20 protein-coding genes are annotated in these 24,980 nt (G+C 70.0%); 11 read left to right on the top strand and 9 right to left on the bottom strand.

Annotation, left to right across the window (positions count from 1 at the left end; translation table 11 throughout):
- Positions 1–52: 52 nt before the first annotated feature.
- The 3 genes from ACFQ79_RS08160 (at position 53) to ACFQ79_RS08170 (ending at position 5,057) form a co-directional block, all read left to right on the top strand.
- The gene (locus tag ACFQ79_RS08160; protein WP_383580132.1) at positions 53–1,606 is read left to right on the top strand and encodes a GMC family oxidoreductase; all 1,554 of its coding nucleotides are present in this window, start codon (positions 53–55) and stop codon (positions 1,604–1,606) included.
- On the top strand, positions 1,606–3,321 hold the full coding sequence (locus ACFQ79_RS08165) for an aldehyde dehydrogenase family protein (RefSeq protein WP_383580135.1): 1,716 nt from the start codon (positions 1,606–1,608) through the stop codon (positions 3,319–3,321). The genes ACFQ79_RS08160 and ACFQ79_RS08165 overlap by 1 nt, the downstream gene beginning before the upstream one ends.
- A gap of 200 nt (positions 3,322–3,521) precedes the next feature.
- Positions 3,522–5,057, top strand: a complete 1,536-nt coding sequence (locus ACFQ79_RS08170; RefSeq protein ID WP_383580137.1) for a class I adenylate-forming enzyme family protein — start codon at positions 3,522–3,524, stop codon at positions 5,055–5,057.
- Positions 5,058–5,154: 97 nt separating this feature from the next.
- Here the strand turns inward: ACFQ79_RS08170 and ACFQ79_RS08175 are convergent, their stop codons facing one another.
- Positions 5,155–5,736 (bottom strand): TetR/AcrR family transcriptional regulator, encoded by a 582-nt coding sequence (locus tag ACFQ79_RS08175; RefSeq protein WP_383580140.1) that lies wholly within the window; start codon positions 5,734–5,736, stop codon positions 5,155–5,157.
- Positions 5,737–6,022: 286 nt separating this feature from the next.
- On the opposite strand from ACFQ79_RS08175, the gene ACFQ79_RS08180 reads away from it, so the two are divergent.
- A complete protein-coding gene (locus ACFQ79_RS08180) occupies positions 6,023–7,354 on the top strand; it encodes an NAD(P)/FAD-dependent oxidoreductase (protein ID WP_383580143.1) in 1,332 nt (443 codons plus the stop codon).
- A gap of 117 nt (positions 7,355–7,471) precedes the next feature.
- On the opposite strand, the gene ACFQ79_RS08185 is transcribed toward ACFQ79_RS08180, so the two are convergent.
- The 3 genes from ACFQ79_RS08185 to ACFQ79_RS08195 all read right to left on the bottom strand — a co-directional run bounded on the left by ACFQ79_RS08185 (position 7,472) and on the right by ACFQ79_RS08195 (position 10,092).
- Positions 7,472–7,780: a hypothetical protein gene (locus ACFQ79_RS08185; RefSeq protein ID WP_383580146.1), complete on the bottom strand. Its 309-nt coding sequence runs from the start codon at positions 7,778–7,780 to the stop codon at positions 7,472–7,474.
- Positions 7,781–8,080: 300 nt separating this feature from the next.
- Positions 8,081–8,392 carry a hypothetical protein gene (locus tag ACFQ79_RS08190; RefSeq protein WP_383580149.1) on the bottom strand — a complete coding sequence of 104 codons (312 nt, stop codon included), beginning with the start codon at positions 8,390–8,392 and terminating at the stop codon, positions 8,081–8,083.
- Positions 8,393–8,955: 563 nt separating this feature from the next.
- The gene (locus tag ACFQ79_RS08195; protein ID WP_383580151.1) at positions 8,956–10,092 is read right to left on the bottom strand and encodes a zinc-binding dehydrogenase; all 1,137 of its coding nucleotides are present in this window, start codon (positions 10,090–10,092) and stop codon (positions 8,956–8,958) included.
- A 259-nt stretch (positions 10,093–10,351) separates the two neighbouring features.
- Between ACFQ79_RS08195 and ACFQ79_RS08200 the strand changes: the two genes are divergently transcribed.
- The 6 genes from ACFQ79_RS08200 (at position 10,352) to ACFQ79_RS08225 (ending at position 18,135) form a co-directional block, all read left to right on the top strand.
- Positions 10,352–10,921: a helix-turn-helix domain-containing protein gene (locus ACFQ79_RS08200; protein WP_383580154.1), complete on the top strand. Its 570-nt coding sequence runs from the start codon at positions 10,352–10,354 to the stop codon at positions 10,919–10,921.
- A 202-nt stretch (positions 10,922–11,123) separates the two neighbouring features.
- The gene (locus ACFQ79_RS08205; RefSeq protein ID WP_383580157.1) at positions 11,124–12,560 is read left to right on the top strand and encodes a gamma-aminobutyraldehyde dehydrogenase; all 1,437 of its coding nucleotides are present in this window, start codon (positions 11,124–11,126) and stop codon (positions 12,558–12,560) included.
- 214 nt (positions 12,561–12,774) lie between these two features.
- Complete coding sequence (locus ACFQ79_RS08210; RefSeq protein ID WP_383580160.1) at positions 12,775–14,205, top strand: flavin monoamine oxidase family protein; 1,431 nt, start codon at positions 12,775–12,777, stop codon at positions 14,203–14,205.
- Positions 14,206–14,273: 68 nt separating this feature from the next.
- Positions 14,274–15,803: a flavin-containing monooxygenase gene (locus ACFQ79_RS08215; protein ID WP_383580162.1), complete on the top strand. Its 1,530-nt coding sequence runs from the start codon at positions 14,274–14,276 to the stop codon at positions 15,801–15,803.
- Positions 15,804–15,815: 12 nt separating this feature from the next.
- Positions 15,816–16,751 carry an alpha/beta fold hydrolase gene (locus tag ACFQ79_RS08220; RefSeq protein ID WP_383580165.1) on the top strand — a complete coding sequence of 312 codons (936 nt, stop codon included), beginning with the start codon at positions 15,816–15,818 and terminating at the stop codon, positions 16,749–16,751.
- A 121-nt stretch (positions 16,752–16,872) separates the two neighbouring features.
- Positions 16,873–18,135, top strand: coding sequence for a PucR family transcriptional regulator (locus tag ACFQ79_RS08225; RefSeq protein ID WP_383580167.1), 1,263 nt, complete (start codon positions 16,873–16,875; stop codon positions 18,133–18,135).
- 42 nt (positions 18,136–18,177) lie between these two features.
- Here ACFQ79_RS08225 and ACFQ79_RS08230 read toward each other — a convergent pair whose 3' ends face one another.
- The 3 genes from ACFQ79_RS08230 to ACFQ79_RS08240 all read right to left on the bottom strand — a co-directional run bounded on the left by ACFQ79_RS08230 (position 18,178) and on the right by ACFQ79_RS08240 (position 20,044).
- Positions 18,178–18,864, bottom strand: a complete 687-nt coding sequence (locus tag ACFQ79_RS08230) for an FAD-dependent oxidoreductase (RefSeq protein ID WP_383580169.1) — start codon at positions 18,862–18,864, stop codon at positions 18,178–18,180.
- Positions 18,861–19,349, bottom strand: a complete 489-nt coding sequence (locus ACFQ79_RS08235; protein ID WP_383580170.1) for an SRPBCC family protein — start codon at positions 19,347–19,349, stop codon at positions 18,861–18,863. The genes ACFQ79_RS08230 and ACFQ79_RS08235 overlap by 4 nt, the downstream gene beginning before the upstream one ends.
- 86 nt (positions 19,350–19,435) lie before the next feature.
- A complete protein-coding gene (locus tag ACFQ79_RS08240) occupies positions 19,436–20,044 on the bottom strand; it encodes a TetR/AcrR family transcriptional regulator (RefSeq protein WP_383580174.1) in 609 nt (202 codons plus the stop codon).
- A 108-nt stretch (positions 20,045–20,152) separates the two neighbouring features.
- Between ACFQ79_RS08240 and ACFQ79_RS08245 the strand changes: the two genes are divergently transcribed.
- On the top strand, positions 20,153–22,345 hold the full coding sequence (locus ACFQ79_RS08245; RefSeq protein WP_383580177.1) for an MMPL family transporter: 2,193 nt from the start codon (positions 20,153–20,155) through the stop codon (positions 22,343–22,345).
- 88 nt (positions 22,346–22,433) lie between these two features.
- Here the strand turns inward: ACFQ79_RS08245 and ACFQ79_RS08250 are convergent, their stop codons facing one another.
- Entirely contained in the window at positions 22,434–24,083 is a 1,650-nt protein-coding gene (locus ACFQ79_RS08250) for a cation acetate symporter (protein WP_383580180.1), read from the bottom strand.
- Entirely contained in the window at positions 24,080–24,418 is a 339-nt protein-coding gene (locus ACFQ79_RS08255; RefSeq protein ID WP_383580183.1) for a hypothetical protein, read from the bottom strand. Before ACFQ79_RS08255 ends, ACFQ79_RS08250 begins: the two co-directional genes overlap by 4 nt.
- Positions 24,419–24,980 lie beyond the last annotated feature (562 nt).

Below are 24,980 nucleotides of genomic sequence, written 5' to 3' on the forward strand. Positions count from 1 at the left end.
GCTCCTCACACCCCTTCGTTCGTGACCACGCACGCTTCATTCAAGGGACGGGATGAATTTGTACGACTACGTCATTGTCGGTGCAGGATCCGCAGGCTGTGTCCTCGCGGCGCGACTCTCGGAGGACCCTGCGGTCCGAGTGGCCCTGATCGAGGCCGGCGGCCCCGACACGGCACAGGAGATCCACGTCCCGGCGGCCTTCCCGCAGCTGTTCAAGTCCGGCGTCGACTGGGACCTGGACACCGACCCTGAGCCGGGCATCGGCGGACGGCGGGCCTACCTGCCCCGGGGCAGGGTGTTCGGCGGTTCCAGCTCGATCAACGCGATGATCTACATCCGGGGCAGCCGTGCCGACTACGACGGCTGGGCCGCGGCCGGGGCGACCGGCTGGTCGTACGACGAGGTGCTGCCGTACTTCAAGCGGGGCGAGGACAACGAGCGGGGCGAGGACGCCTTCCACGGCGTCGGCGGTCCGCTGGCGGTCAGCGACGGCAGGTCCGGGCACCCGCTCTCCTCCGCCTTCGTACAGGCCGCCCAGCAGGCCGGGCACAAGACCAACGACGACTTCAACGGCGAAACGCAGGAAGGCGTCGGCCGCTACCAGCTGACCCAGCGGGGCGGACTGCGCTGCAGCGCCGCTGTCGCCTACCTCCACCCGGCCCTCACGCGTCCCAACCTCACGGTGCTCCCCGAGGCCCACGCCCACCGCGTGGTGATCGAGGGCGGCCGGGCGACGGGCGTCGAGGTGGAGCGGGACGGCAGCACGGAGGTCGTCCGCGCCGAGCGAGAGGTGATCCTCTCGGCGGGCGCCTACGAGTCGCCCAAGCTGCTCATGCTCTCGGGCGTCGGGCCCGGCGCGGCCCTGTCCGCCTTCGGCATCGACGTCGTCCAGGACCTGCCGGTCGGCCAGGGCCTCCAGGACCACTACATGACCCTGCTGAACTTCCGTACCGACACCGAGTCGCTCATCGGAGCGGCCACCGCGGAGAACGCCGCCCTGCTGCAGAGCGAGGGGCGCGGCCCGCTGACCTCCAACATCGGTGAGGCCGGCGGCTTCTTCCGCAGCCGGCCCGAACTGGAAGCTCCGGACGTGCAGTTCCACGCAGCACCCGTGCTCTTCCACCAGGAAGGGCTCGGCGCCCCCGTCGGGCACGGCTTCTCCTTCGGCCCGTGCGTGCTCGCCCCGACGAGCCGGGGAGCGGTGACGCTCCGCTCCGGACGCCCGGACGCGGCGCCGCGGATCGTGCACAACTACCTGACGACGGACGAGGACCGGGACGCGATCGTCGCGGGCATCCGGATCGCCCTGGAGATCGCCGCGCAGTCGGCCGTCGCCGACCTGGTCACGGAGCCGTTCGACGTACCGGCCCCGGACTCCGACGCGGACCTCCTCGCCTGGGCCCGGCGGTCCGGCCAGACGCTGTTCCACCCGACGTCGACCTGTGCCATCGGCTCGGTGGTCGACTCCGAGCTGCGCGTGTTCGGCGTGCGGGGCCTGCGCGTCGTCGACGCCTCGGTCTTCCCGTCGGTGCCGCGCGGCAACACCAACGCGCCCACGATCATGGCCGCGGAGAAGGCGGCCGACCTCATCAGGGGAGCCGTCTGATGGCCACGTCGTCGCCGACCACCGAGCAGGTGTGGGAGATCGACCGGGCCGTCGAGGACCTGGTCCGCGGCGAGGCCGCCTGGGCCGCCTGCGACCTGGCGGAACGGCGCGCGCTCCTGGAGCGGATGCGTGTCGCCACCGCCGAGCACGCGGAGGAGTGGGTGCGCGCGGCCGTCGCGTACAAGCACCTGCCGGAGGACAGCTCGCTCGTCGGCGAGGAGTGGATCACCGGCCCGTACCCCGTCCTCACGTCCCTGGGTTCGCTCGCCGCCAGCATCGAGGCCCTGGAGGAGAGCCGCAGCCCCGTCGACGGCTTCTCCTTCGGCCGGGCGCCCGGCGGGCGCGTGTTCGTCCGAGTGCTGCCGCACAGCATCTGGGACCAGTTGCTCCTGAACGGCTTCAGCGCCGAGGTGTGGATGCCTCCCGGCGTCACCAAGGAGGAGGTACGGACGCGCGCGGGCCTCGCCCAGCTCCGCCCGGCCGAGACGAACGGCGTGGGCGTCGTGCTCGGCGCGGGGAACATCACCTCGATCCCGATCCTGGACGTGCTGTACGAGCTGTACGCGAACAACCGGGTGGTGGCCCTCAAGCTCAACCCGGTCACCGACGGCCTCCTCGACGTCTTCCGCGAGGTCCTCGCCCCGCTGATCGACCTGGGCGCGGTACGGATCCTCACCGGCGGCGCCGACGTGGGCGGGTACCTCGTGAACCATCCGAAGGTCTCCCACGTCCACATGACCGGCAGCGCCGCCACCCATGACGCGATCGTCTTCGGGCCGGGCGCGGACGGCGCCGCCCGGAAGGCGGCCGGCGCTCCGCTGCTCGGCAAGCCGGTGACGAGCGAACTGGGAGGGGTCTCCCCGACGATCGTGATCCCGGGCGCCTGGTCGGAGGCGGACCTGCGCTACCAGGCCGAGCACATCGCCACCCAGAAGCTGCACAACGGCGGCTACAACTGCGTCGCCAGCCAGGTCGTCGTCATCAGCTCCGACTGGGCACAGAAGGACCGCTTCCTCACCCATCTGCGGCAGGCGCTGTCCGACGCGCCGGTGCGCCCCGCCTACTACCCGGGCAGTGACGCCCGTGTGGGCCGGGCCGTCGACGCGTACGCCCACGCGCGGCGCCTCGCCGGGGGCAGGGTGCTCCTCACGGACCTCGACCCGGCCGATCCTGGCCCCGCCCTGACCACCGAGTACTTCGGACCGGTGCTCGCCGTGCTGGAACTCCCCGGAGACATGGGACAGTTCCTCGACGAGGCGATCCACACCGCGAACGCGAGGCTCGCCGGAACGCTCGGCGTGAACCTGATCGCGCACCCCCGGACCATCGCCACGCTCGGAGAGGCGCTCGACAAGGTCATCGCCGAACTCCGTTACGGGACGGTCGCCCTGAACGCCTGGACGGGTGTCGGCTACCTCACCGCGACCGCCAGCTGGGGCGCCTACCCCGGCCACACCCTCGACGACGTGCAGAGCGGCATCGGCGTCGTGCACAACGCCCTCCTCCTGGACGGGCCGGAACGCACCGTCGTCCGCGGTCCGTTCCACCCGGCGCCCCGGGCCATCCTGCACGGAGAGACGACCCTGTCTCCCAAGCCCCCGTGGTTCGTCAGCAACCGCACGGCGGCCACCACGGGCCGGCTCCTCGCCGACTTCGCGGCCTCGCCCCGCTGGACGGCCCTGCCGAAGATCTTCGCCTCCGCCCTGCGCGGATGACCAGGTGCCGGCCCGATCCGCGCCGGCACCCCGCGCCACCAAGACGTCGAGTCGGCGCCCCAGGGAGGCTCCCGACCCGACTCCGACCAGGGCGTCGCCGCGACCTCGCACCGGGGAGGTCGAGTCGCCGCGACGTCCTGGTCACCCCGCACACCGTGCGTACGCCGACGGTCCACGCCCTTCCGAGGAGAGCCGCTGCCATGCCCCACGCCATCATTCCCCTCACGCGCGCGCGTGATCCCTTTCCCCAGGACGACCTGACGAGGGACGCGAACGGCCACCCTCACTACACGGACCTGCCCGCGACGCTCCTCGACCTGCTCCGCAAGCACGTCGAGGAACGGCCCGACGCCGAAGCCCTCGTCGAGCTCGGCGGGGAACGACTCACCTACGGGCAGCTGTGGGAGCGCGCGACGCGCGTCGCCGGCGGGCTTCGCGCCCTCGGCGTGGCACACGGGGACCGGGTGGCCGTGCGATACCCGGCCGGTACGAACTGGGTGCTCGCCTTCTGGGGCACCGTCATGGCCGGCGGCATCGCCGTCGCGGTCAACACCCGGTCCGCCCGGCCGGAGGTCGAGTTCGTCCTCGAGGACGCCGGCGTGCGGGTGGACCTGTCGGCCGACGCCCCGCTGCCCGACGGGCTCCCGTACGTGACGGCGGACCCCGACCGCGACGATGTCGCCGCGCTCTTCTACACCTCGGGGACGACCGGGCATCCCAAGGGGGTGCCGACCACCCACGAGGCATTCGTCAGCAGCGCGGAGAACATGGTCCGCTGCCTCGGCATACCGCGCGACGCGGGTCCCGGCCTGCGGACGCTGATCTCCGTGCCGTTGTTCCACGTCACCGCCTGCAACGCGCAGCTCATGGTTGCCGCGTACGTCGGCGGCACGTCCGTGATCATGCCCGCGCTGGACCTGCCGGCGCTGCCGGAGGCGATCACTTCCGAGCGGATCTCCTTCCTGGTCACCGTGCCCGCGGTGTACGCCCTGCTGCTGCGCCACCCGGCGTTCACCGGTGCCGACGTGTCGGGCGTGCGCACGGTGGCGTACGGGGGCGCGCCGATCGCCCCCGTCCTGGTGCGGTCCCTCAGAGAGGCGTTTCCGCAGGCCAGAGTCATCAACGGGTACGGCATGACCGAGACGGCCTCGCTGATCACCGTCCTGCCCGACGAGGACGCGGTGGAGCACGCGGATTCCGTGGGCTACGCGGTCCCGTCGGTGGACCTCGGCATCGTCCCCATCGGGGACGACGTGAGTTTCGGGGAACTGGTGGTCCGCGGGGCCAACGTGACGGTCGGCTACTGGCGAAGGCCGGGGGCCACGGCAGCGGCGGTCGTGGACGGGTGGCTGCACACCGGCGACGTCGTCCGGGTGGACGACGCCGGACGTGTCCGCATCGTCGACCGGATCAAGGACATCATCAACCGCGGCGGCGAGAACGTCTCCAGCGTGGAGGTCGAGGCGGTCCTGCTCTCCGCCCCCGGCGTCACGGACGCCGCGGTCCTCGGTGTGCCCGACGACGTGATGGGCGAGAAGGTCGGGGCAGTCCTCCACGGCGACCCGGGCGCGATCGACCTCGCCGCCGTCCTTGCGCACTGCCGGGACCGGCTCGCCGACTTCAAGGTCCCCCAGTACGCCACTGTCGTGACCGAGGCGCTCCCGCGCAACGCGGGGGGCAAGCTCCTCAAGGGCCGGATCCGTGAAGAGGTGCGGTGGGGCGCCCCGCTGCGGTGACGTACCGCCGGGGGCGGGCCGTCGACGGCCCGCCCCGCCCTCGGCGTGCGGCGCCGCGGAAGGGCCCGGGCACCGTCTGGTGCCCGGGCCCGGGATGTCAGTCGGCCCGGTCGGCCGTGCCCTTCTCCGCGTAGGTCTCGAGATAGGCGGTCACCATCCGCTTCGCCTCGGTCATCGTCCTCTCGTCCCCGTTCGGGTCCTGCTGGAAGGCGACGTCGAAGAGGCGTCCGCCGGCTTCGAACGCCAGCCTCATCACGAGGAGCGGTGTGTCGACGCGCAGCAGTCCGCGACCGATCCCCAGCCGCCACAGGCGTTCCGCGACCTGGTCATCGAACTTCTGGAACTGGGCACTCAGGGCCTCGTGACGACCGGAGAACCAGAGCTGGACACAACTCGGGTGCGCCCGGAAGTACTCGACGATCGGGTCGAACGCCAGACCCACGACCTCGGAGACCGATCCGAACGCCTCGCCGTCGACGCCGTCGAGCACGCCGAGCAGCGCGTCGCTGTGACGCGTGATGATGGCCGCGTCCACCTGGTAGCGGTCCTTGAAGTAGTGGTAGACGGACGGCGTCGGGATGCCCGCCCGTTCTCCGATCGCCTTGAGGGTGGCCGCTTCGTAGCCGCCCTCGGCCAGGATCTCCTCCGCGGCGTCCAGGATCGCCTTGACCCGGGCCACCCCGCGACGCTGCAGTGCCGCTTCCGGGCGCGCAGGGGCCTGAGGCACTCCCGCGGTGGCGGTTGCCGAGCGGCCGCGTTTCGGCTCGTCGGTACGTTCCTCAGCCACGCGAACCCCCGGCCGGAGAAGCAAAGTCGATCATGAGTCGACAGTCTAGCAAGCAGCCCTCCGGCGGCATCGCGTCCTTGCGCTTGACATCGTTGGGCCTCGATATCAAACTCGAATCGAGTTTGATATCGAGGAATGCCCGCACCACGGGTGCGGCGCACGCGCAAGGAACGGTGAGATGGCGAGCCACAGCATCGACTACAGGACGTTCACCGGATGGATCGAGGAGCCCTGCGACGTGGGTCCAGCGCTGGAAGGCCGGCTGACCTGTGAAGTGGTGGTCGTGGGCGGCGGGCTCGGTGGTATGTCGACCGCCCTGCGTCTGGCCGAACGCGGAGTCGACGTCGTTCTGCTCGAGGCGGAGTTCTGCGGCCATGGCTCCAGCTCGCGAAACGCCGGACAGCTGGCCGGCGGGCCCGGCGGCGACATCCAGCTGCTCAACCTCCTCTACCCCAAGCGCCTGCCCGCCATCGTGAGGTTCGCCGAGAACTCCGCCCACTTCATCGAGGCCCTCATCGACCGCCTCGGCATCGAGTGCGACTACGAGCCGACGGGCAACGTCGGCGTCGCGGTGTCGAAGGGCCAGATGGGCAGGGTCCGCAGGGTCGCCAGGATCCTCGCCGCGGCGGGTGCGACGGTCGAGGTCGGGGACAGCGCCGAACTCGGCATCCCGCGGGGCTTCATCGGCGGGGTGCGCGAACCGGTGGGCGGCATGCTGGACCCGGGGAAACTGACCATGGGCGTGCGTCGCGCCCTGCTCGCCTCGACGGTACGCGTCTACGAACGCACACGTGTCGAGAACGTCGAGGCGTCCGCCGCCGGTGTACGGGTCTCGGTGCCCGGTGGTCACGTCCGGGCCGACCGGGTGGTGCTGGCCGCGAACGCCTTCGGCGGAGAGCTGGCGGTCACCCCGAAGCGACTCGCCTCGCCGATCTGGGTCACGGAGGCCGAGACCGCGCCGATCGATCCCGCCCGCCTCGCCGCTCTGGGCTGGACGAGCCGGTCCGGACTCGTCACGCAGCACGCCATCATGCAGAACTTCCGGCTGACTCCGCGCAACACGATCGTCACCGGCGTGCGCAGGCTCCAGCGCGGGAAGTACCCGCTGTCGCCGGGGCGCACGGCCGACGAGGCGGTGGTCGTCGGCCTCCTGGAGGGGTTCAGGAGGCACTTCCCCTCCCTCGCGGACGTCGAGTTCGACCGCGCGTGGGGCGGCTGGGTGGCGGTCACGCCCAGCTGGCTGCCCGTGGCGGGCCGGGTCGCCGACAACATCCACTACTCGATCGGCTGCAACGGACACGGCCTGGGGCAAGCCCCCTACCTCGGGCAGCTGATCGCCGACCAGATCGCCGGCGATGCCCCGCACGAGGACCTCCTCGCCCTGTGGCGCGAGAAGCCCCGTTTCCTCCCCGCGCCGGCCATGTCCAGGGCCGGTCTCCGTGCGGTCTGGCTCGTGGATCGCATGGCCGATCGATTCAACGGCGGCCGACGCGACGGCCGGCGGGCCTGAGGGGGCAGCCGTGGAAGGGGCAACCATGGAAGGCGGGGGCGGGCGCTGCGGGCGGAACCCGGCGTAGCCGAGGAGGTTCGGGGTCGGAAGGCCGCCGAAGTGAACGCGGTGTGGGCTTCAGACCCGCTCCCACCAGCCGAGCGCCAGGACGACTCCCTTCTTGGCCGCGCATCTCGGCGTGTGCCCCCTGAAGGAGAAGAAGAGCGAGGAGAGTGCGGCCGCTCCAGCGGTCACCGCGATGATGGCTGTGCCCATCTCCCAGGAGATGAAGAATCCCAGGAGCAGGGCCGGTATGAGCATGATCAGGCTTCCGACGGCCGCTTCACGGAGTACCCGGTTCCAGCTCGCCTTCTGCCATTCACGCGCTCTGCCGGAGTACCCCCGAAGGTCGACGTGTCGGGTGGTGCCGCAGGCTTCGGTGTTCATCGGGGTGCGCTCGCGACGGCATGGCTGTCGATGGTCCCGTTCATGGGTTCGTGCTCCTGCCTGCCCAGCCGTGCGGACCGGCGCGCTGACCGACGATCCGCGCGGCCCGGCCACGATCAGCTGAGATCTCGCTGGTGGGTGGTGAGTCAAGAGAAGCGAAGTTCGAATTTGATTCCACTTCGAGTTTAAGGTGTTCCGGCGAGGGGTTGTCAAATGTCGATCGAGCGTTGCCCCGGTCCCCCCGGGGCGGGCGGGCCGGGGTCCTCCCGCCCGGGCGACGGCTCCCTGGACGCGGCCTCGCTACTGCCCGGCGGTCGGGAGAGATGCGGCGCTTCGGCGGGGGGTGACCGCGGGGCCGGAGCTGTAGAGCGTCGACATCCAGATGTTGTAGAGGACGTCGACGACGACCCCTGGATCGGCGCGCGGTTCGCGGCCGAGGGCTTCGGAGAGGTACCGCTCGTCCATCCAGATGAGCGCACGGGCCGTCTGCTCGACATCCGCGAGTTCGCCGATTCGACCGCGGGCCTGCTCGTCTCGGATGTGCCGGACGGTGGCGTCGATGAAGCGCTGCACGAGCGCGTTGTAGGCGCGCTCGACCTTCTCGTCGCTCAAAGATCATGGTGTTCCTCTGTGCCCTTAGGCCTCGCAGGGTGGGACTTTTGCCAATTTATGGAGGAGTGAGTGCCGGGTTCTGCGCCGACTTGCTGCGCTTTTCGCGGCTCGTGGTGCAGGTTGTTGCATCGCGGGCAGGCCGAGGGCGATGTGGGGGAGTGGGGTGCGACTGTTCACAGCACGGCGTCCAGTGCGTAGGTCCTGGACATAGCGACCGCGCACCTTCCGCGCCTTACCTGCGCCACGCCAAGTCGGTGGAAGGGGGCGGCACATCTGCGGATCCCTCACCGAGAGCTAGGGCGTCCGATACGCCGACGAGGGCAAGACTGTCTGGGCGGACTGGCCGTGGACACGGCTGGATCGTCCCGCTCACGCTGCCGACGGCGGCGCGGCTTCCCGCCGTCAGGAAGCCGCGTGCAACGTGAATGTCGCAGACGTCCAGCACTGCGTGTGGGCCCATGGCCGTGACTGGAAAGGGGTCAGTGTGCCCTGCCTCGCCCTGCGGGCGGAGGGCTCAGGTGCCCTGCGAAGTGGGTGTTCGTCGGATCCAGCGATCCTGCGGGCTATGCGTCCTTGGTAGTGAGCAGGGTGCGCAGGGCGCGGCCGGCGGCGAGGTCGTCGAGTGCGGCCTGGGCCTGGTCGAGCGGGCGGCGGGTGGAGATCATGGATTCCAGGTCGAGCAGGCCGTCCATGTAGAGGTCGACCAGGTGCGGGATGTCTCGCTGGGGATCGACGGATCCGTAGTTCGACCCGAGGATGCGCTGGTTGGCCTCGGCCAGGGTGAGGGGGTCGAACCGGGCGGTGGAGCCGGTGGGAGGCAGGCCGACGATGACGGCGGCCCCGCCCTGGCCGAGCGCGGCGAGGGCCTGCTCGGTGGTGGCGATCTTGCCGATGGCGTCGAAGACGTAGTCCAGGCCCTCGGGCACGGCGGCCCTCAGCGCGTGGTCGGCATCCACCTGTGAGGAGTCGACGGTGTCGGTGGCCCCCAGGTGGCGGGCGGTGTCCAGCTTCGAGCTGTCGATGTCGACGGCGACGATCCGGGAGGCCCCTGCCAGCCGGGCGCCCTGGACGCACGACAGGCCCACTCCGCCGCAGCCGATCACGGCGACGGTGGCGCCTTCCTCGACCGCGGCGGTGTTGCGGACGGCCCCGACGCCGGTGGCTACGGCGCAGCCGATCAGGGCGACGACGTCCAGGGGTGCGTCCCGCCGGATCCGTATGGCGCCCGATGCCGGGACCACGACGCGCTCGGCGAAGGAGGAAACGCCCAGGTAGTGGTGGAGGGTGCCTCCGTCGCGGCTCCAGCGGCTGGTGCCGTCGAACAGAACGCCGCCGGATGCGATGACGGAGGCAACGGGCTCGCACTGCCACGGCCGGCCGAGTCGGCACTGCCGGCAGGCTCCGCAGCTGGGAACCCACGAGAGCACCACGTGGTCGCCCACCTCCAGGCCGGTCACGTCGGCACCGAGGGCGGTGACGATCCCCGCGCCCTCGTGGCCGAGCACCGCGGGTGCGGGGACTTCCCACTCGCCCTTGAGGACGTGCAGGTCGGAGTGGCAGACGCCGGCCGCGGTGATGGCCACTTCGACTTCTCCGGGGCCGGGGGCGGCCAGTTGGACGTCAGTTATCTCGAGAGGTACTCCCGGGCGGCTGAAGACGGCGGCGCGGACGGTGCGTCCAGGGCGTGGAGGTGTGCTCATGGCGTACTCCAGGGCTGTGGCCGCGGCGAGGGCGGCAGGAGGGCGGAGGACGGGGGCCGGCCGGACCGGCTGATGCAAGTTTAGTGAAACTAAACTTCCTAAGGAGGTTTTACACCGCTAAACTCGCTCGTGGGAAGCCCCACCGCCGCATCCACCGCCCCGTCTCGCCCGGGACCCGGCCGTCCGAAGGAAGCGAGACAGCGTGACGCCCTCCACTCCGCAGTCCCAGGAATCCGAGCAGGACACAGCGGATCCCCGTATGTCCCGGCTCGGCCCCAAGCTGCGCGCCCACCGCCAGCGGCGGGGGCTCACGCTGCAGGCGGTGGCCGTACTCGCGGACGTCACCAAAGGCTTCCTCAGCCTTGTGGAACGCGGCCGCACCACCATTTCGGTACCGACGCTGCTGCGTGTGTGCGAAGCCCTCGACATCTCGGTCGGCTCGCTGTTCGACTACCCGGACGAAGCTGTGGTCCGCAGTGGCCTGGGGGCTCCGCTGGAGATGGGTGGCGAGAAGATCCGCGAATATCTCCTCACACCCGCGACCGAACAACACGTCCAGGTGATGCGTACCATCCTGGATCCCGGTGGCGGCTCCGGCGGTGCCTACACCCTGGATTCCGAGACCGTCTTCGTGGTCGTCGTCCGTGGCAGCCTGCACCTGGCCGTCGACGGCCAGGAGATCCTGCTGGAGGCCGGAGACTCCCACACGTTCTCCGCGCGGTCGGCCCACGCGTGGGACAACCCGGCGGCGGACGAGGCCGAGGTGCTGTGGTCCATCGCCCCGCCCATCCCCGGAGAGCAGTCCCAGCGCGTCCACGACGCCTCCTGAGGCCGGTCACGCTCTCTGTGGGCGGACCGATGTCGCGACTCAACCGCCCCGTCGATCCCACAACCTGACACGACCTCATCGGGAGGCGACAGCCGCCATGGCGGCCGCCGCCCGGTCCTGTCATGCCTCTTGCCGATCAGCGAACCCTCATTCCGCGGCGTCGAACGCGGCGCCCGCACCTCGTGAACAAGGAGTCGAACCCATGAGCAAGCCCATACGTCTGCGCAATTACGTCAACGGCACGTTCACCGATGCGGTGGACGGCCGCACCATCGAAGTGGTCAACCCGGCCACGGGTGAGGTGTACGCCACCGCGCCGCTCTCCGGCCGGGCCGACGTAGACGCCGCCATGGCCGCCGCCGCTGCCGCGTTCGGCACCTGGCGGGACACCACCCCCGCCGAGCGTCAACTGGCCCTGCTGAAGATCGCCGACGCGATCGAGGCCCGCGCGGACGAACTCGTGGCGGTCGAGTCCAGGAACACCGGAAAGCCTCTCGCCCTGACGGCGGCGGACGAGGTGCCCGCCATGGTGGACCAGATCCGGTTCTTCGCGGGCGCCGCCCGAATGCTGGAGGGCAAATCCGCCGGCGAGTACATGGAGGGCATGACCTCCATCGTCCGCCGCGAGCCGGTCGGCGTCTGTGCCCAGGTCGCGCCGTGGAACTACCCGATGATGATGGCCGTGTGGAAGTTCGCCCCGGCGCTCGCCGCGGGCAACACCGTCGTCCTCAAGCCCTCGGACACCACCCCGGACTCGACCTTGCTGCTTGCCGAGATCGTCGGCGAGATCCTTCCGCCGGGCGTCTTCAACGTCGTCTGCGGCGACCGCGAGACGGGCAAGGCGATGGTCGAGCACCCGACCCCCGCCATGGCCTCCATCACCGGCTCCGTACGCGCCGGCATGCAGGTCGCCGAGTCGGCCGCCAAGGACGTCAAGCGCGTCCACCTGGAGCTGGGCGGCAAGGCCCCGGTCGTGGTCTTCGACGATGCCGACATCGCCAAGGCCGTCGAGGACATAGCCCTGGCCGGATACTCGAACGCCGGCCAGGACTGCACCGCCGCCACCCGCGTGCTCGTCCACGAGTCCATCCACGACGAGTTCGTCGCTGCCCTCGCCCTGGCTGCGCGTGAAACGAAGACCGGTCAGCCGGACGACGAGGACGTGCTCTACGGCCCGCTCAACAACGCCAACCAGCTGAAGCAGGTCACCGGCTTCATCGACCGCCTCCCGGCGCACGCCAAGGTTCGGGCCGGCGGCCACCGGGTCGGCGACAAGGGCTACTTCTACGCCCCGACCGTCGTCTCCGGCCTCAAGCAGGACGACGAGATCATCCAGAACGAGGTCTTCGGCCCCGTCATCACCGTCCAGTCCTTCGAGGACGAGGCGCAGGCCCTGGAGTTCGCGAACGGCGTCGAGTACGCCCTCGCCTCCTCCGTCTGGACCAAGGACCACGCGCGCGCCATGCGCATGTCCAAGTCCCTCGACTTCGGCTGCGTGTGGATCAACACCCACATCCCGCTGGTCGCCGAGATGCCCCACGGCGGCTTCAAGAAGTCCGGCTACGGCAAGGACCTCTCCGCCTACGGCTTCGAGGACTACACGCGCATCAAGCACGTCATGACCTCACTGGACGGATAGGTCTCGGCCTTCGGCCTCGCCACTCGCGCGTCTGAGGCGGTGATCACGTTCCGCCTCGGTCACCGCCTCGTTCCCCTCCCGGACACCGTGGTGCAACCTGCACACCTCTCGCCGTCAGGCCGGAGCAGAGAGGTGTGGAGACGCCCCTTCCGCAAGCCGCAGGCTGCACAGTGCAGCAGCGCATCGCCTCGGAACCACCGCGGAGAGGAACGTCATGAACAGGTCGACGCACACACCACAGAGCGCAGACGTCGTCGTCATCGGTGCAGGAGTCTCAGGCCTCACGGCTGCCCGGAGGCTGACGGAGGCGGGTCGCTCGGTGATCGTCATCGAGGCGAACGACAGGGTCGGCGGGCGCACCGTCAACCTCGACGTCGGCGACGGCGTGATCACCGAGGGCGGCGGGCAGTGGGTCGGTCCGGGGCAGGACCGGGTTCTGGCACTCCTGGACGAGCTCGGCATCGAGACCTTCAAGACGTACGTCGAGGGCAAGTCGATCTACCGCCGCAAGGGGAGGACCAAGCTCTACACCGGGACGATCCCGCCACTGGGCCCGGTCGTCCTCGCCGACTACGCCCAGGCGCAGCTGCGTCTGGAGCGCATGGCGGCTTCGGTGCCGCTCGACGCGCCGTGGACCGCCAAGAACGCGCGCAAGTGGGACAACACCACATTCGGTCACTGGATCGACGCCAACACCTTCACCGAAGAGGTCCGCCTGCTGTTCACGCTCGCCTTCAGCGTGACCGACGGGGAGGACCTCCACAGCACCTCGCTGCTCGTCCAGCTCGCTCGCATCGCGGGCTGCGGCGGGATCGACCACCTGGTCAACATCACCGGCGGAGCCCAGGAATCCCGGGTCGTGGGCGGCACCCAGGTCATCTCGCTCCGCATGGCCGAGCAGCTCGGGGACCGCGTTGTCCTGGACTCGCCGGTCTCCGAGATCCACCAAGGCGACCAGGGCGTCCTGGTGAGGTCGGAGCGGATCGACGTACGCGCCGACCGCGTCATCGTCGCCATGGCTCCCTCCGACGCCAACCGCATCCGCTTCACGCCCGACCTGCCCACGCGCCGGGCCATGCTCCAGCGGCGGTGGTGCAACGGAACCGAGAGCAAGATATTCGCGGTCTACGACCGTCCCTTCTGGCGGGAGCGGGGCTTCAGCGGCCAGGCCGTCACGGATCTCCCCGTCGCGAGCTACGTCGTAGACAACTCACCGCCCGACGGCAGCGTGGGCATCCTGCTCACCTTCGTCGGCACGGCAGGGTCCGGCTACGGCCTGCGCTGGACCGACGAGATCCTGGACGACCCCGAGGCACGCCGGGCGGCTTTCCTGGCCGACCTGACCACCCTGTTCGGCCCCGATGCGGCCCGTCCCACCGACTACCTCGAGCAGGACTGGACGCACGAGCCCTGGATCGGCGGCTGCGTGAGCTCGCGTCCCCCGGGCGTACTCACCCAGTACACCGACGCGGACCGCCGGCCGGTCGGGCGGATCCACTGGGCCGGTACGGAGACCGCGGTCCTCAACCAGGGTTACATCGACGGCGCGGTCAGCGCCGGCGAGCGGGCGGCCGAGGAGGTACGGCGCGCGGCGGGTGTGCAGAGTGCACCGTCCGTGGCCGCAAGCCGCCGCATGACGGCGTAGTGGGCGCCGAATCCCCGCGGGCAAGGTTGTCCGTATCGCGAAAGCGAGCCGAACAAAGGGTGAATGTGATGAGTGAATCGAAGAGCGCCCCCGAGGAATTCGACATCGTGATCATCGGTGCCGGCATCTCCGGCATCGGCGCCGCCCGCTACGTGAACGAGGCGTTTCCCCACAAGAAGGTGGTCGTCCTCGAAGGGCGGGCCGACATCGGGGGCACCTGGGACCTGTTCCGATATCCCGGCATCCGCTCGGACTCGGATCTGCACACCTTCGGGTACGAGTTCAAGGCGTGGAAGGACCGGGCCGCCATCGCCGACGCCCCCCTCATCCGGGACTACCTGCACGAGGCCGTGGAGGAGAACCGGCTCGACCGTCTGATCCGGCTCCGGCACCGGGTCGTCTCCGGTCACTGGTCCACTGCGGACGCCGCGTGGACGCTGACCGTGGAGGTCGACGGCGCGGCGGGCGAGGCACCGGTACGCAAGGAGATCAAGACGAACTGGGTCTTCGCCGGTACCGGCTACTACCGCTACGAGGAAGGATTCACACCCCGCTTCGAGGGCCGCGAGGACTTCACCGGCGACATCCTGCACCCGCAGCACTGGCCCGAGGGCTACGACTACGCCGGCAAGAGGGTCGTGGTGATCGGCAGCGGAGCCACGGCGATCACCATCGTCCCGTCGATGGCCACCGGCCCGGGCGCCGCCGCACACGTGACGATGCTGCAGCGCACACCCACCTACGTGCTGCCGGCTCCCCGGGTGGACTCGCTGGCGCTCCTGCTGACCAGGATGTTCGGCGAGCAGCGGGGGTACGCGCTGACCCGGTTCAAGAACATCTGGATGGACCGGGGGATCGTGGTCGGCCTTCGCACGTACCCGCGTGCCGGAAGGGCGTTGATCCGTTACGTCAACAAGAAGTCCCTTCCCGAGGGCTTCGACGTCGACAAGCACTTCAACCCCCCGTACAAGCCGTGGGACCAGCGTCTGTGTCTGGCGCCGGACGGGGACTTCTTCAAGGCGATCAGGGACGGTCACGCCTCGGTGGAGACGGACAAGATCGTCCGTTTCACCGAGAAGGGAATCCTGCTGGCATCCGGCCGCGAACTGGAGGCCGACGTCATCGTCACCGCGACCGGCCTGAACATGCGCGTGCTGGGCGGAATCGACCTCTTCAAGGACGGCGAGCCCATCGACACCTCCAAGTCGATCGCCTATCGCGGCACGCTCATGTCGGGGATTCCCAACTGGGCCATGGCCGTCGGATACACGACCTCGTCATGGACCTTGAAGATCAGCCTCGTCTGCCGATACTTCTGCAGCCTGGTCAAGCACATGGACGCGTTCGGCTACGACACCGCGGTCGCCGTGGCCGAGCCCGGCATGGAGACGCGCCCCGTCATGGACATCAGCGCCGGATACGCGCAGCGGTCCAGCGGCATCATCCCCCGTCAGGGGACGGAGCAGCCCTGGAAGATGGCGCTGTCCTACCCGGAGGACGCCAAGCTGCTGCGCGGGCCGCTGTTCGACGACAGCCTGCGGTTCACCTCGCGCGCCGACCGGCCGTTCCGCGAGCCGGTCGCCCGCGTCGGCGCGTAGGGGAGCGGGTCGATGTCCGAGATGAAGGAAGCCACCACCGCTTCACAGGATCGATTCGTCCGGCTGCCTCACGGCACCCGGCTCTGCTACCGCCTCGACGGCGAGACCGGTGCACCACCTGTCCTGCTGCTCGGCGGACTCGGCGAGGACCTCACCACCTGGTCGTCGCACTTCGTCAGCAGCCTCGCATCCCACGGCCTCCACGTCATTCGCATGGACAACCGCGACTGCGGCCGGTCGACCTTCGCCCAGGACCCTCCGCCGAGCGTCCTGCGCCAGCTCCTGGTAAGGCCCCGCGCCGACGCCTACACGTTGGCCGATCTCGCCACGGACAGCGCCTTGCTGCTGGAGCACCTCGGCGTCGGACCGGCCCACGTGGTGGGGAGATCCATGGGCGGCATGATCGCGCAGTCCATGGCCGCTCGATTCCCCGAGCGTACGAGATCGCTCGTCTCGATCTACTCGACGACCGGTGATCCCCGGGTCGGTCAGCCGGCGGCTTCCACCAAACTGCTCCTGGCGAGCGCCCCGCCCCGCACCCGGGCACAGGCGGTCCGCGCACACCTGAGGCTCACCGCGCATCTGGCCGGGACACGCCATCCGGTCGACGAGGTGGCCGAGGCCGCCCACGCGGTCAGCACCTGGGACAGGACGGCCGGGGACGGTGCCGCCGGTTCGGCTCGCCAGATCCAGGCGATCCAGGCGTCGGGAGACCGGACCGCCGAGTTGGGGACGGTCACCGCCCCGACCCTCGTCATCCACGGAGACCGGGACCCCATGGTCCATCCGACGGGCGGCCACGCCACCGCCATCGCCATCGCGGGCGCGAGGCTGACCGTCGTACCGGGCATGGGCCATCACCTTCCGGACTCGCTGGCGGAACAGGTGATCGCCGAGATCGCCGCCCACATCACGAGCGCACAGCGGACCTCCGACCGGACGCGCTGAAACACGTGCTCCGAGGCCCGGCGGGGCACCGAGACCTCCCCACTCGGTGCGACGCCGGGCTCTCCAGCGTGGTTGGGACAGCCTGACACCGAGCCTGGGGGCGATGGTGCACCATGCACATATGGAACAGACCGGACCCGCTCCGGAAGGAGCACCGGAGAACGAAGAACTGTGGCCCCCGCCGAGAGAAGCGGTGGGTGCGCTGATGCGCTCGGTCGCCGAGCGGCTTCTGGAGACGGCCCCGGGGTTCGTCGACGAGCTGCTGGCGGCCTCGCAGAGAGGCACCCGGTACCGGGCGATCGTTGACGACCCGGTGCTCGCCGAGGGGGACCGGCGCATGAACAAGGCCAGTGCGCTGCACTGGCTCACCGCGAACATGCACAGCCCTGGCCGGCGCGTCCCGCCTCTCGTCGAGCAGGAGACCCTCGTCTTCGCACGCGACCTGGTGCGACGGGGCATGGACATCGACGACCTCGGCTCCTGGCGAGCCGTGCAGAGGGTCGCGTGGCGCCTGTGGATCGACGCCTGCTTCGCCGTCACGGACGACCGGGAGGATCTGCGGGACCTGCTGGAGGTGTCGGAGTACTCGATAGCGGCCTACGTCGACGACTCGATCAGCGCGCTGTCCGCCCGTATCGACGAGGAACGGCAGGACCTGGCCCGCGGTGTGCAGGCCGAACGCCAGGCGACGGTTCAGCTGCTGCTTGAAGGAGCCCCGATCAGCAGAGCGAGGGCGGAGGCACAACTCGGCTATGCCCTGACGGGGGACCACATCGCGGCGATCGTGTGGGTGGACGCCATCGACCGTGCCCGTCGTCTGGAGAACGCGGCGGAGCGGGTGATGCGTGTCTGTGGTGCCCAACGGCGGCTGACGATCGTCGCGAGCACGGCCGCCCTGTGGCTGTGGATGCCCGCCGACCGCACGCCACCCGTGGAGGTCGTCGAGCGCGAGCTGACCGACCTGTCAGGTGTACGGGTGACGCTGGGTCGGCCTGCGAAAGATCTTGAGGGATTCCGTCGCAGCCACCTGGATGCAGCAGCCTCGCAGCGGGTGCTGGCCCGGCTGGGTTCCTCGCGTGCCGTCGCCCGCTACGAGGACGTCCAGCTGGTGTCCGTCCTGACGGCCGATCTGGCGCAGGCGGAGCGGTTCGTGACCGACACGTTGGGGGATCTCGCGACGGCGGACACCCAGCTGCGGGAGACGGTGCTCGCCTATGTGAGTGAACGGTTCAACGCGTCGAGTACCGCCGACCGTCTGTACACCCACCGGAACACCGTCGAACGCCGCCTCGCCCGCGCCGATCAGCTGCTGCCGCTGCCGCTGGCCCAGAACGCGCCCAGCGTCGCGGCCGCGTTGATGCTCGTGCAACTGCGCGACGGGTGATCGCCACGGGCGAGGAGTACGTGCATGGCTTACGTCCGCGGCTCAGCCCTCTCGTCGGCCGCGCCGGTCCGACAGCCTGTCGACGGCCCAGGCGGCCCGCACCGCGGTGGCACTGGAAGCGGGGGAGGGCGAGAACCACGGGCGCCGGCGCCACAGGGTCTGCAGGTCCTCGTGGGGGTCGTCGCCGGCGAGCCGGTCGGCGAGCAGGGCGCCGAGGAAGGCGTCCGGCAGGCCAAACTCGCGGCCGTCGACGAACTCGGCGTCTGCACCGGCTTCGACCAGGATCCCGGCGTTGTGCCGAGACCGCTTCAGCTGCCCCTCGGTGACGGCGGCTATGACGTTCCCCGTGCGCTCGTAGTCGCACTCGATGCCGTGCCGTTCGATCAGCCCGTTCGAGAACTCGACCGATGCGTCGGCGAACCGGATGGCCTTGCGCAGGCGCCGCGGGTGCAGCGCGGCCAGCATCTGGGCATCCCCGGCCAGGGTGTTGGTGAGGTGTCCGGCATTGCGCGAGGCCGCGCCCCACCCGCAGAACCGGCTGTCCAGCAGGGCCACGTCGATGCCCCGCTCGGCCAGCCGCAAGGCGGTGCCCATGCCGAGGTAGCCCCCGCCGACAACCACCACATCGGCGTCGACCTGGCCTTCCAGCGCCGGAGCGTGGTCGGACGGGCGGTCGATCCATCCGCTGAACGACGAGTACTGGATCCCGGCCGTCACCTGCGCGCTCATGCCGCTCCTCCCTTCTCGCCCACGGCCGCCGGATGGCGAACGGCCAGTTGCTCAAGGCCCGCCAGAGACGCGGTGAACTCAGCAGTGAGCATCCCCCTCAGCAGGCGCGCCACGACGGGGTGGAGCGCGAGTGACGAGCCGTAGGTCACGTAGGTGTTCTCCCTGCCGGACGAGTCGATCACCGGCTGGAACCGGAGGAAGGGACGGACCTCGCCGACGCCGGGGAATCCCCGTCCCGTGTACGTCCGCTCGTGGTGGAAGTCGCTGCTCAGCAGCGTCCACCTCGTGATGACCGTCCAGGGGCCGACCACGACGCTCCGCTCCTCGAAGCTCTGGCCCACCTCCAAGATGGAGTCGGCTCGGGTCACCCGCCGCACGTTGTTGACCCACTCTGCGTTGCGGCGCGGGTTGCTGGCGACGTCCCACACCGCTGCCACGGGGACCGGCATCAGCCGGGAGGCGCTGAATTCTCGAAAGGTAGGCATGCCGCAACAGTGCCGAGGGTGCCGAGCCCGCCTCTACGCAGGAGTGCACCGGGGGCCAGCCGGAGGTGCGACAGAGTGCACCGACGTCACTCCGGCGCTGGGCCGGCGCCGGTCGCCAGACCACCGACCAGGTCCGCGACGAGGCTCGCGGCCTGCCCCCGGGCCTGCTCCGGGTCGTCGGACTCGGAGATGGTGAGCGCCAGTTCGGTCAGCGCGCCGTAGAACGCTCCGGCGATCAGGTCCGCCGGGTAGGAACGGACCCGGCCGGCCGCGAGTGCCGCGTCGACGATGCCGAGGAGCGTGCCGCCGAGGTGGCGCTGGTCCAGCTCCCGCCAGCGCGCCCAGCCCAGGGCGATGGGGCCCTGCTGGAGCACGATGTGCCGGTAGGTGGGTTCGGTGCTGACGTCGAGGAGCGTGCGGACGGCTCGGTCGGCGCGTTCCAGCGGGTCGGTGAGGTCGGCGACCGCCGCTCCGATGCGCTCGGTCGCCTGGCGCTCCAGCTCTTCGAAGACGGCCTCGAAGAGTCCGGGCTTGCCGTTGAAGTGGTGGTAGAGCGCACCGCGGGTCAGCCCGGCCGTACGCACGAGCTCCTCGGCCGAGACGGCCGAGAAGTCCCGTTCGGCGAAGAGGCGCAGCCCCGTGTCGAGCAGAACCCGTCGGGTGTTCTCCGCGTACTTGTCTCGCAGCTTTTCCACCCGCCATGGATATCACATACACTCTGCATGTCAGATGCGTTGCGTATGTGCGGTGAGCGCTGCCCGCCTGCGCCTGCGTGTCGCTCTTCCCTATCTCCGGAGTCACTCATGGCTGTCCTCCTGTACCGGTTGGGGCGCAGTGCCCACGAACACCGAAACCTCGTCCTCGGCATGTGGCTGGCCGTGCTGGCCACTCTCATCGCCTGCGTGGGAGTCTCCGGAGGCAGTACCGACGACCGCTTCTCCGTGCCCGGGACCGAGTCGCAGCGGGCCCTGGACGACCTCCGCGAGACGCTGCCCGAAGCCGTCGGAGCGAACGCGCAGGTCGTGTTCTCCGCACCCGAAGGCCAAAGGATCACCAATCCCCGATACGGCGAAGCCCTCGCCGAAGCCACGGCTGCGGCGCAGAATGCGCCTCAGGTCAGCGCCGCGGTCGACCCCCTCACCTCCGGCGCGGTGTCGCCCGACGGGAGCACGGCGATCGTCCAGGTGCTGTACCCGGTCGAGTACGTCGATGTCGACGACTCGTCAGTCGAGGCGATCGAGGCCATTGCGGAGAGGGGCGAACGCGACGGGCTGGAGACCTCGGTCGGCGGCACCGTCTACTCCAGCTCGGGCATCCACATCGGACCCTCGGAGATCGTCGGCGTCGGCGTCGCGGTGATCGTCCTCGTGGTCACCTTCGGCTCCCTGCTCGCCGCCGGCATGTCGCTGGCGTCCGCCCTGGTCGGTGTCGGTGTGGGGCTGACCGGACTGCTCGCCCTGATGCCTCTGCTGGACATCTCCTCGACGGCCCTCACCCTCGCCCTCATGCTGGGCCTCGCCGTCGGCATCGACTACGTGCTGTTCATCCTGGCCCGGCACCGACAGCAGCTGGCGCGGGGCACCGATCCCCAGGAGTCCATCGCCCTGGCCGTGGGAACGGCCGGCAGCGCCGTCGTGTTCGCCGGCAGCACCGTGATCATCGCGCTCGCCGCCCTGAGCGTCATCGGCATCCCGTTCCTGACCACCATGGGCCTGGGCGCCGCGGGAGCCGTCCTCATCTCCGTCCTCGCGGCGATCACCCTGACTCCCGCCCTGGCGGGCTACGCGGGCACTCGCCTGGCACCCGGGCCCGGCAGCCCCGCCGCCCGGAGGGCCGCCGACGCGGACAAGGGCAAGCCCACCCTGGGCACCCGCTGGATCCGCACCGCCGTCAAGAAGCCCTTGATCACAGTCCTCGTCGTCGCGGGCGCCCTCGCGGCGATGGCGCTGCCGGCCGCCGACCTGCGCCTGGCCCTGCCCGACAACGGCTCGGCCCCGACCGGATCCACCGAACGCATCGCGTACGACAAGGTGAGCGACAAGTTCGGCCCGGGATTCAACGGCCCCCTGCTCGTCCTCGTCGATGCCCGGGCCGAGGTGGGCGCGAAGACCGGGGCGGAGGTGGCTCAGCGACTGCAAGGCGTGAAGGGGGTCGCGGCCGTACTGCCGCCCGAGCCCACCCGCGACCCGGCGCAGTCCGTCGTACAGGTGATCCCGGCGAGCGGCCCGGACAGCACCGGGACCGAGCGGCTGGTCCGGGACATCCGGGAGGCCGCGTCCGGCATCGAGAACTCGACCGACGCCTCCCTCGCCGTCACCGGCACCACCGCCGTCACCATCGACCTGTCCAACCGCCTCAGCGACTCGCTGGTGCCGTTCGTCCTGATCGTCGTCGGACTGAGCCTGATCCTGCTGACGGTCGTCTTCCGCTCGCTGCTCATCCCGGTGAAGGCCGCCTTCGGATTCCTGCTCTCGGTGGCCGCTTCACTCGGCGCCGTGGTGGCGGTCTTCCAGTGGGGCTGGCTCGCCGACCTGATCGGCGTCCCGCACACCGGACCGGTCGTCAGCTTCCTGCCCATCATTCTCATCGGCGTCCTGTTCGGTCTCGCGATGGACTACGAGGTGTTCCTGGTCTCCGGCATACGGGAGGAGTGGGTCCACACGGGCCGGGCGCGCCGGTCGGTGGTCGACGGCGCACGGCACAGCGTGCGGGTCGTCACCGCGGCGGCACTGATCATGTTCACCGTCTTCGCCGGGTTCGTGCCCCTGGACGACGCCCTGATCAAGCCGATCGCCTTCGCCCTGGCCGTGGGCGTGGTCATCGACGCCTTCGCCGTCCGCCTCACCCTCGTGCCCGCCGTCCTCGCGCTGGCCGGCCGGTACGCCTGGTGGCTGCCGAAGGACCTCGACCGGCTTCTGCCCGACCTCGATGTGGAAGGAACGACCCTGCAGAAGCGCCCGGCCGGCAAACACGCGAAGCCCCGCGAGCACGTCTGAGGCAAGCAGCCGGCAGCCGCCGCCGTCGCTCGACGGTGGCGGCTGCCGACAAGTGGATCGAGACCGCCACGGGCTGACGGCTCAGCGGCTACTCGGAGCCTGCGAGCGTGGTTCTGATCTCGCCTCCCGTCAGGGCGCGGCACTCGGCGTCCTCGACATCGCGTGCGGAACCCTTCGACGACGTCCTGCTGCCGATCCACCCGAGGAAGAAGGCAGCGGGGACAGAGACCAGCCCCGGGTTCTGCAGCGGGTACCAGTCGAACTCCGCGTCAGGCCACACCGCGTAGGGAGTCCCGGAGACCGTGGGAGAGAAGACCGTCAGCGCGACACACAGAAACAGTCCGCCGTAGGCGGACCACAGGAGACCACGACGGTTGAACCCGCGCCAGAGGAAGGAGAGGACCAGCACGGGAAAGATACAGGTGGCGGCCACGCACGTGGCGAAGGTGACCAGGAACTCGACGGGGTACCGATGGGTGGCGGCGGCCAGCGAGAGGCCCGCCAGACACAGGACGGCAACCCCCAGCCGCAGCGCCCGTACCTCTCCCGCGCTCGTGTCCGAACGCCCCGCCCGGACGGCCATCGGAGCGAACACGTCGTGGGCGAAGGAGACCGCGGCGGCGAAAGCGACACTCGTCACGGTCGTGAGCACCGCCAGGAAGATGACACAGGCAACGACGGTGATGAGCACGGTGCGCGAGGTGGAGTGATCGGGGAGCACGCCGGCGGCCAGCAGGATCGGAGACGCCTGCCCCATGGCATCGACGGCACGGATGTCGTCGCTGCCCACCACAGCCGCCGCGGCGAAGCCGGTCGTCGTCAGCAGCAGGACGAAGAGGCCCACCAGCCCCGTGGCGACGCTGACGGAACGGCGAGCAGCGCGTCCCGTCCGCGATGCGCTGACACGCAGGATCAGGTAGGGCGTCACGGCGGTGCCCAGGATGACGACCACGTGTCCGCTCAACGTGTTGAGCGGCTCCAGGTCCGTCGAGAAGGCCCAGAGCCCGGGCTCCAGGTAGGCGTCAGGAGCCACGCTGTTGCCCACTGCGGCCGACAGCAGCGCATCGGGGCTCCAGTCGAACTTCTCGAGGGCCAGGAACGTGACCGCTGCCAGCGTCAGCAGGGTGAGAGGCACCTTCACGACCTGCATGAAGCTCGTGCCCCGGAGATCACCCACCGCGGCGAAGCATGTGACCAGACACCCCAGCAGTACCGTGCAGAGCACCTGGACATGGCTGGCCGACATGCCGAGCAGAAGCGCGGTGCTGACCCCGGCTGCCCGTAGCTGGATCATGATCAAGGGGAGCGTGACGGTCAACGTGATCACGGCTGCGGCGATGCGAGGAGCCGTTCCCCAGGCGCGCAGGTTGAACAGGTCGCCGAGCGTGTATCGGCCACTGTCGCGGATCTTCTGGGCGAGCAGCAGCAGGATGCCGACGGTGATGAGGCCGTCTATGGCGGCGGTGTACCCGTCGTATCCGAACAGAGCGATGGCCCCCGGGACGGTCATCAGAGTGATGACCGAGATCTGCTCGCCCGCCATGGCGAACCCGTTGAACCGGGGGGAGAGCGATCGGCCGGCCAGGTAGAGCCTCTCCGGTTCGTCCTCTTTGGTGGTGAGGGTGATGAGCCACAGGAGGGACAAGCCGATGAAGACGAGGAAGGCCATGATCACGGGGGCTCTTGCGTCCGCGCCGATCGAGGCGGCCATTCCCGGGCTCAGAGCGTGAGGGCTCATCGACCCACCGCCGATGGATTGTCGGCGCTGAATGCGTCGAACGTTGTGGCGGCGCCGGGGCGGCTTGGGAGCAGGGACTCCTCGTGGGGATCGCACTCACGCGTGGATCGAGTCTCGTACCGCCAGGCGGTGGCGACGAGGAGGCCGCACTGCAGCAGACCCCACAGCAGGCCGAGAGTGACCTGTCCGTATACGGGTGTTGCGGGTACGTCGGTGAAGGTGGACAGGTAGACGCCCGCAGCGAGGGGGACACCGTTGGCGGTCAGAAAGTCACGCTGCAAGCGCTTCGCGTGCGCGCGGGACCGCGCGGCGTGCTGAAACCGCCCGTCGTCCATCGACGATCCCTGTGCCCCGGAGGGCACAGGCGCGGGCAGGGGGGACTGAGGGGACACGGAACCTCCGGGGTTGGGAGCAGGCCGCGGGACGAGCCTTGACGCAGGGTTCGGGGCGTGGGTGTGGAGCAGTCAGGTTCCGCGCGGATCATCGACATCAAGGAGCCCGTCCGCTCAGGGGCAGGGGACGTGTGAACCCTTGTACGGCCCTGGCAGTGCATGGTCGGCTCGGCCGGCGACGGCCGAACGATGAGCGCTCAGGCGAGTGCCTGACGACAGTCGCGCATGGATAGAACGTGAGTGCCGGGGGCTGGGCGCACGTGCGCCTTCCGCGGCGGCGCCTCAGTTTTCGGCCGGAGCGACGTCGCCGCCAGGTGCATCCTTCACCTGGTGAGGGCGGAACTCAGGGCGACTTGGCGTGGAAGCGTGCCACACCCGGGCGGGATTGTGGGCCCAGGCCACCAAGGCCGAAGAGTCGTCGACCGGATCCTTCGGACGCCGGCCCGTGGCCAGGCGAGGCAATGCCACGAGTCGACACCTCCCCGGTCGACACTCCTTCCCCAGC

This window comes from Streptomyces sp. NPDC056480 (assembly GCF_042795405.1).
Classification (GTDB): Bacteria; Actinomycetota; Actinomycetes; order Streptomycetales; family Streptomycetaceae; genus Streptomyces.

What these genes read in the sequence shown, in the direction of transcription:
- ACFQ79_RS08210 (WP_383580160.1), top strand. Translation starts at nt 12,775, where the DNA reads ATGAACAGGTCGACGCACACACCACAGAGCGCAGACGTCGTCGTCATC.
- ACFQ79_RS08185 (WP_383580146.1), bottom strand. Translation starts at nt 7,780, where the DNA reads ATGAACACCGAAGCCTGCGGCACCACCCGACACGTCGACCTTCGGGGG.
- ACFQ79_RS08180 (WP_383580143.1), top strand. Translation starts at nt 6,023, where the DNA reads ATGGCGAGCCACAGCATCGACTACAGGACGTTCACCGGATGGATCGAG.
- ACFQ79_RS08170 (WP_383580137.1), top strand. Translation starts at nt 3,522, where the DNA reads ATGCCCCACGCCATCATTCCCCTCACGCGCGCGCGTGATCCCTTTCCC.
- ACFQ79_RS08230 (WP_383580169.1), bottom strand. Translation starts at nt 18,864, where the DNA reads ATGAGCGCGCAGGTGACGGCCGGGATCCAGTACTCGTCGTTCAGCGGA.
- ACFQ79_RS08160 (WP_383580132.1), top strand. Translation starts at nt 53, where the DNA reads ATGAATTTGTACGACTACGTCATTGTCGGTGCAGGATCCGCAGGCTGT.
- ACFQ79_RS08250 (WP_383580180.1), bottom strand. Translation starts at nt 24,083, where the DNA reads ATGAGCCCTCACGCTCTGAGCCCGGGAATGGCCGCCTCGATCGGCGCG.
- ACFQ79_RS08195 (WP_383580151.1), bottom strand. Translation starts at nt 10,092, where the DNA reads ATGAGCACACCTCCACGCCCTGGACGCACCGTCCGCGCCGCCGTCTTC.
- ACFQ79_RS08200 (WP_383580154.1), top strand. Translation starts at nt 10,352, where the DNA reads ATGTCCCGGCTCGGCCCCAAGCTGCGCGCCCACCGCCAGCGGCGGGGG.
- ACFQ79_RS08215 (WP_383580162.1), top strand. Translation starts at nt 14,274, where the DNA reads ATGAGTGAATCGAAGAGCGCCCCCGAGGAATTCGACATCGTGATCATC.
- ACFQ79_RS08205 (WP_383580157.1), top strand. Translation starts at nt 11,124, where the DNA reads ATGAGCAAGCCCATACGTCTGCGCAATTACGTCAACGGCACGTTCACC.
- ACFQ79_RS08165 (WP_383580135.1), top strand. Translation starts at nt 1,606, where the DNA reads ATGGCCACGTCGTCGCCGACCACCGAGCAGGTGTGGGAGATCGACCGG.
- ACFQ79_RS08245 (WP_383580177.1), top strand. Translation starts at nt 20,153, where the DNA reads ATGGCTGTCCTCCTGTACCGGTTGGGGCGCAGTGCCCACGAACACCGA.
- ACFQ79_RS08220 (WP_383580165.1), top strand. Translation starts at nt 15,816, where the DNA reads ATGTCCGAGATGAAGGAAGCCACCACCGCTTCACAGGATCGATTCGTC.
- ACFQ79_RS08255 (WP_383580183.1), bottom strand. Translation starts at nt 24,418, where the DNA reads ATGGACGACGGGCGGTTTCAGCACGCCGCGCGGTCCCGCGCGCACGCG.
- ACFQ79_RS08235 (WP_383580170.1), bottom strand. Translation starts at nt 19,349, where the DNA reads ATGCCTACCTTTCGAGAATTCAGCGCCTCCCGGCTGATGCCGGTCCCC.
- ACFQ79_RS08225 (WP_383580167.1), top strand. Translation starts at nt 16,873, where the DNA reads ATGGAACAGACCGGACCCGCTCCGGAAGGAGCACCGGAGAACGAAGAA.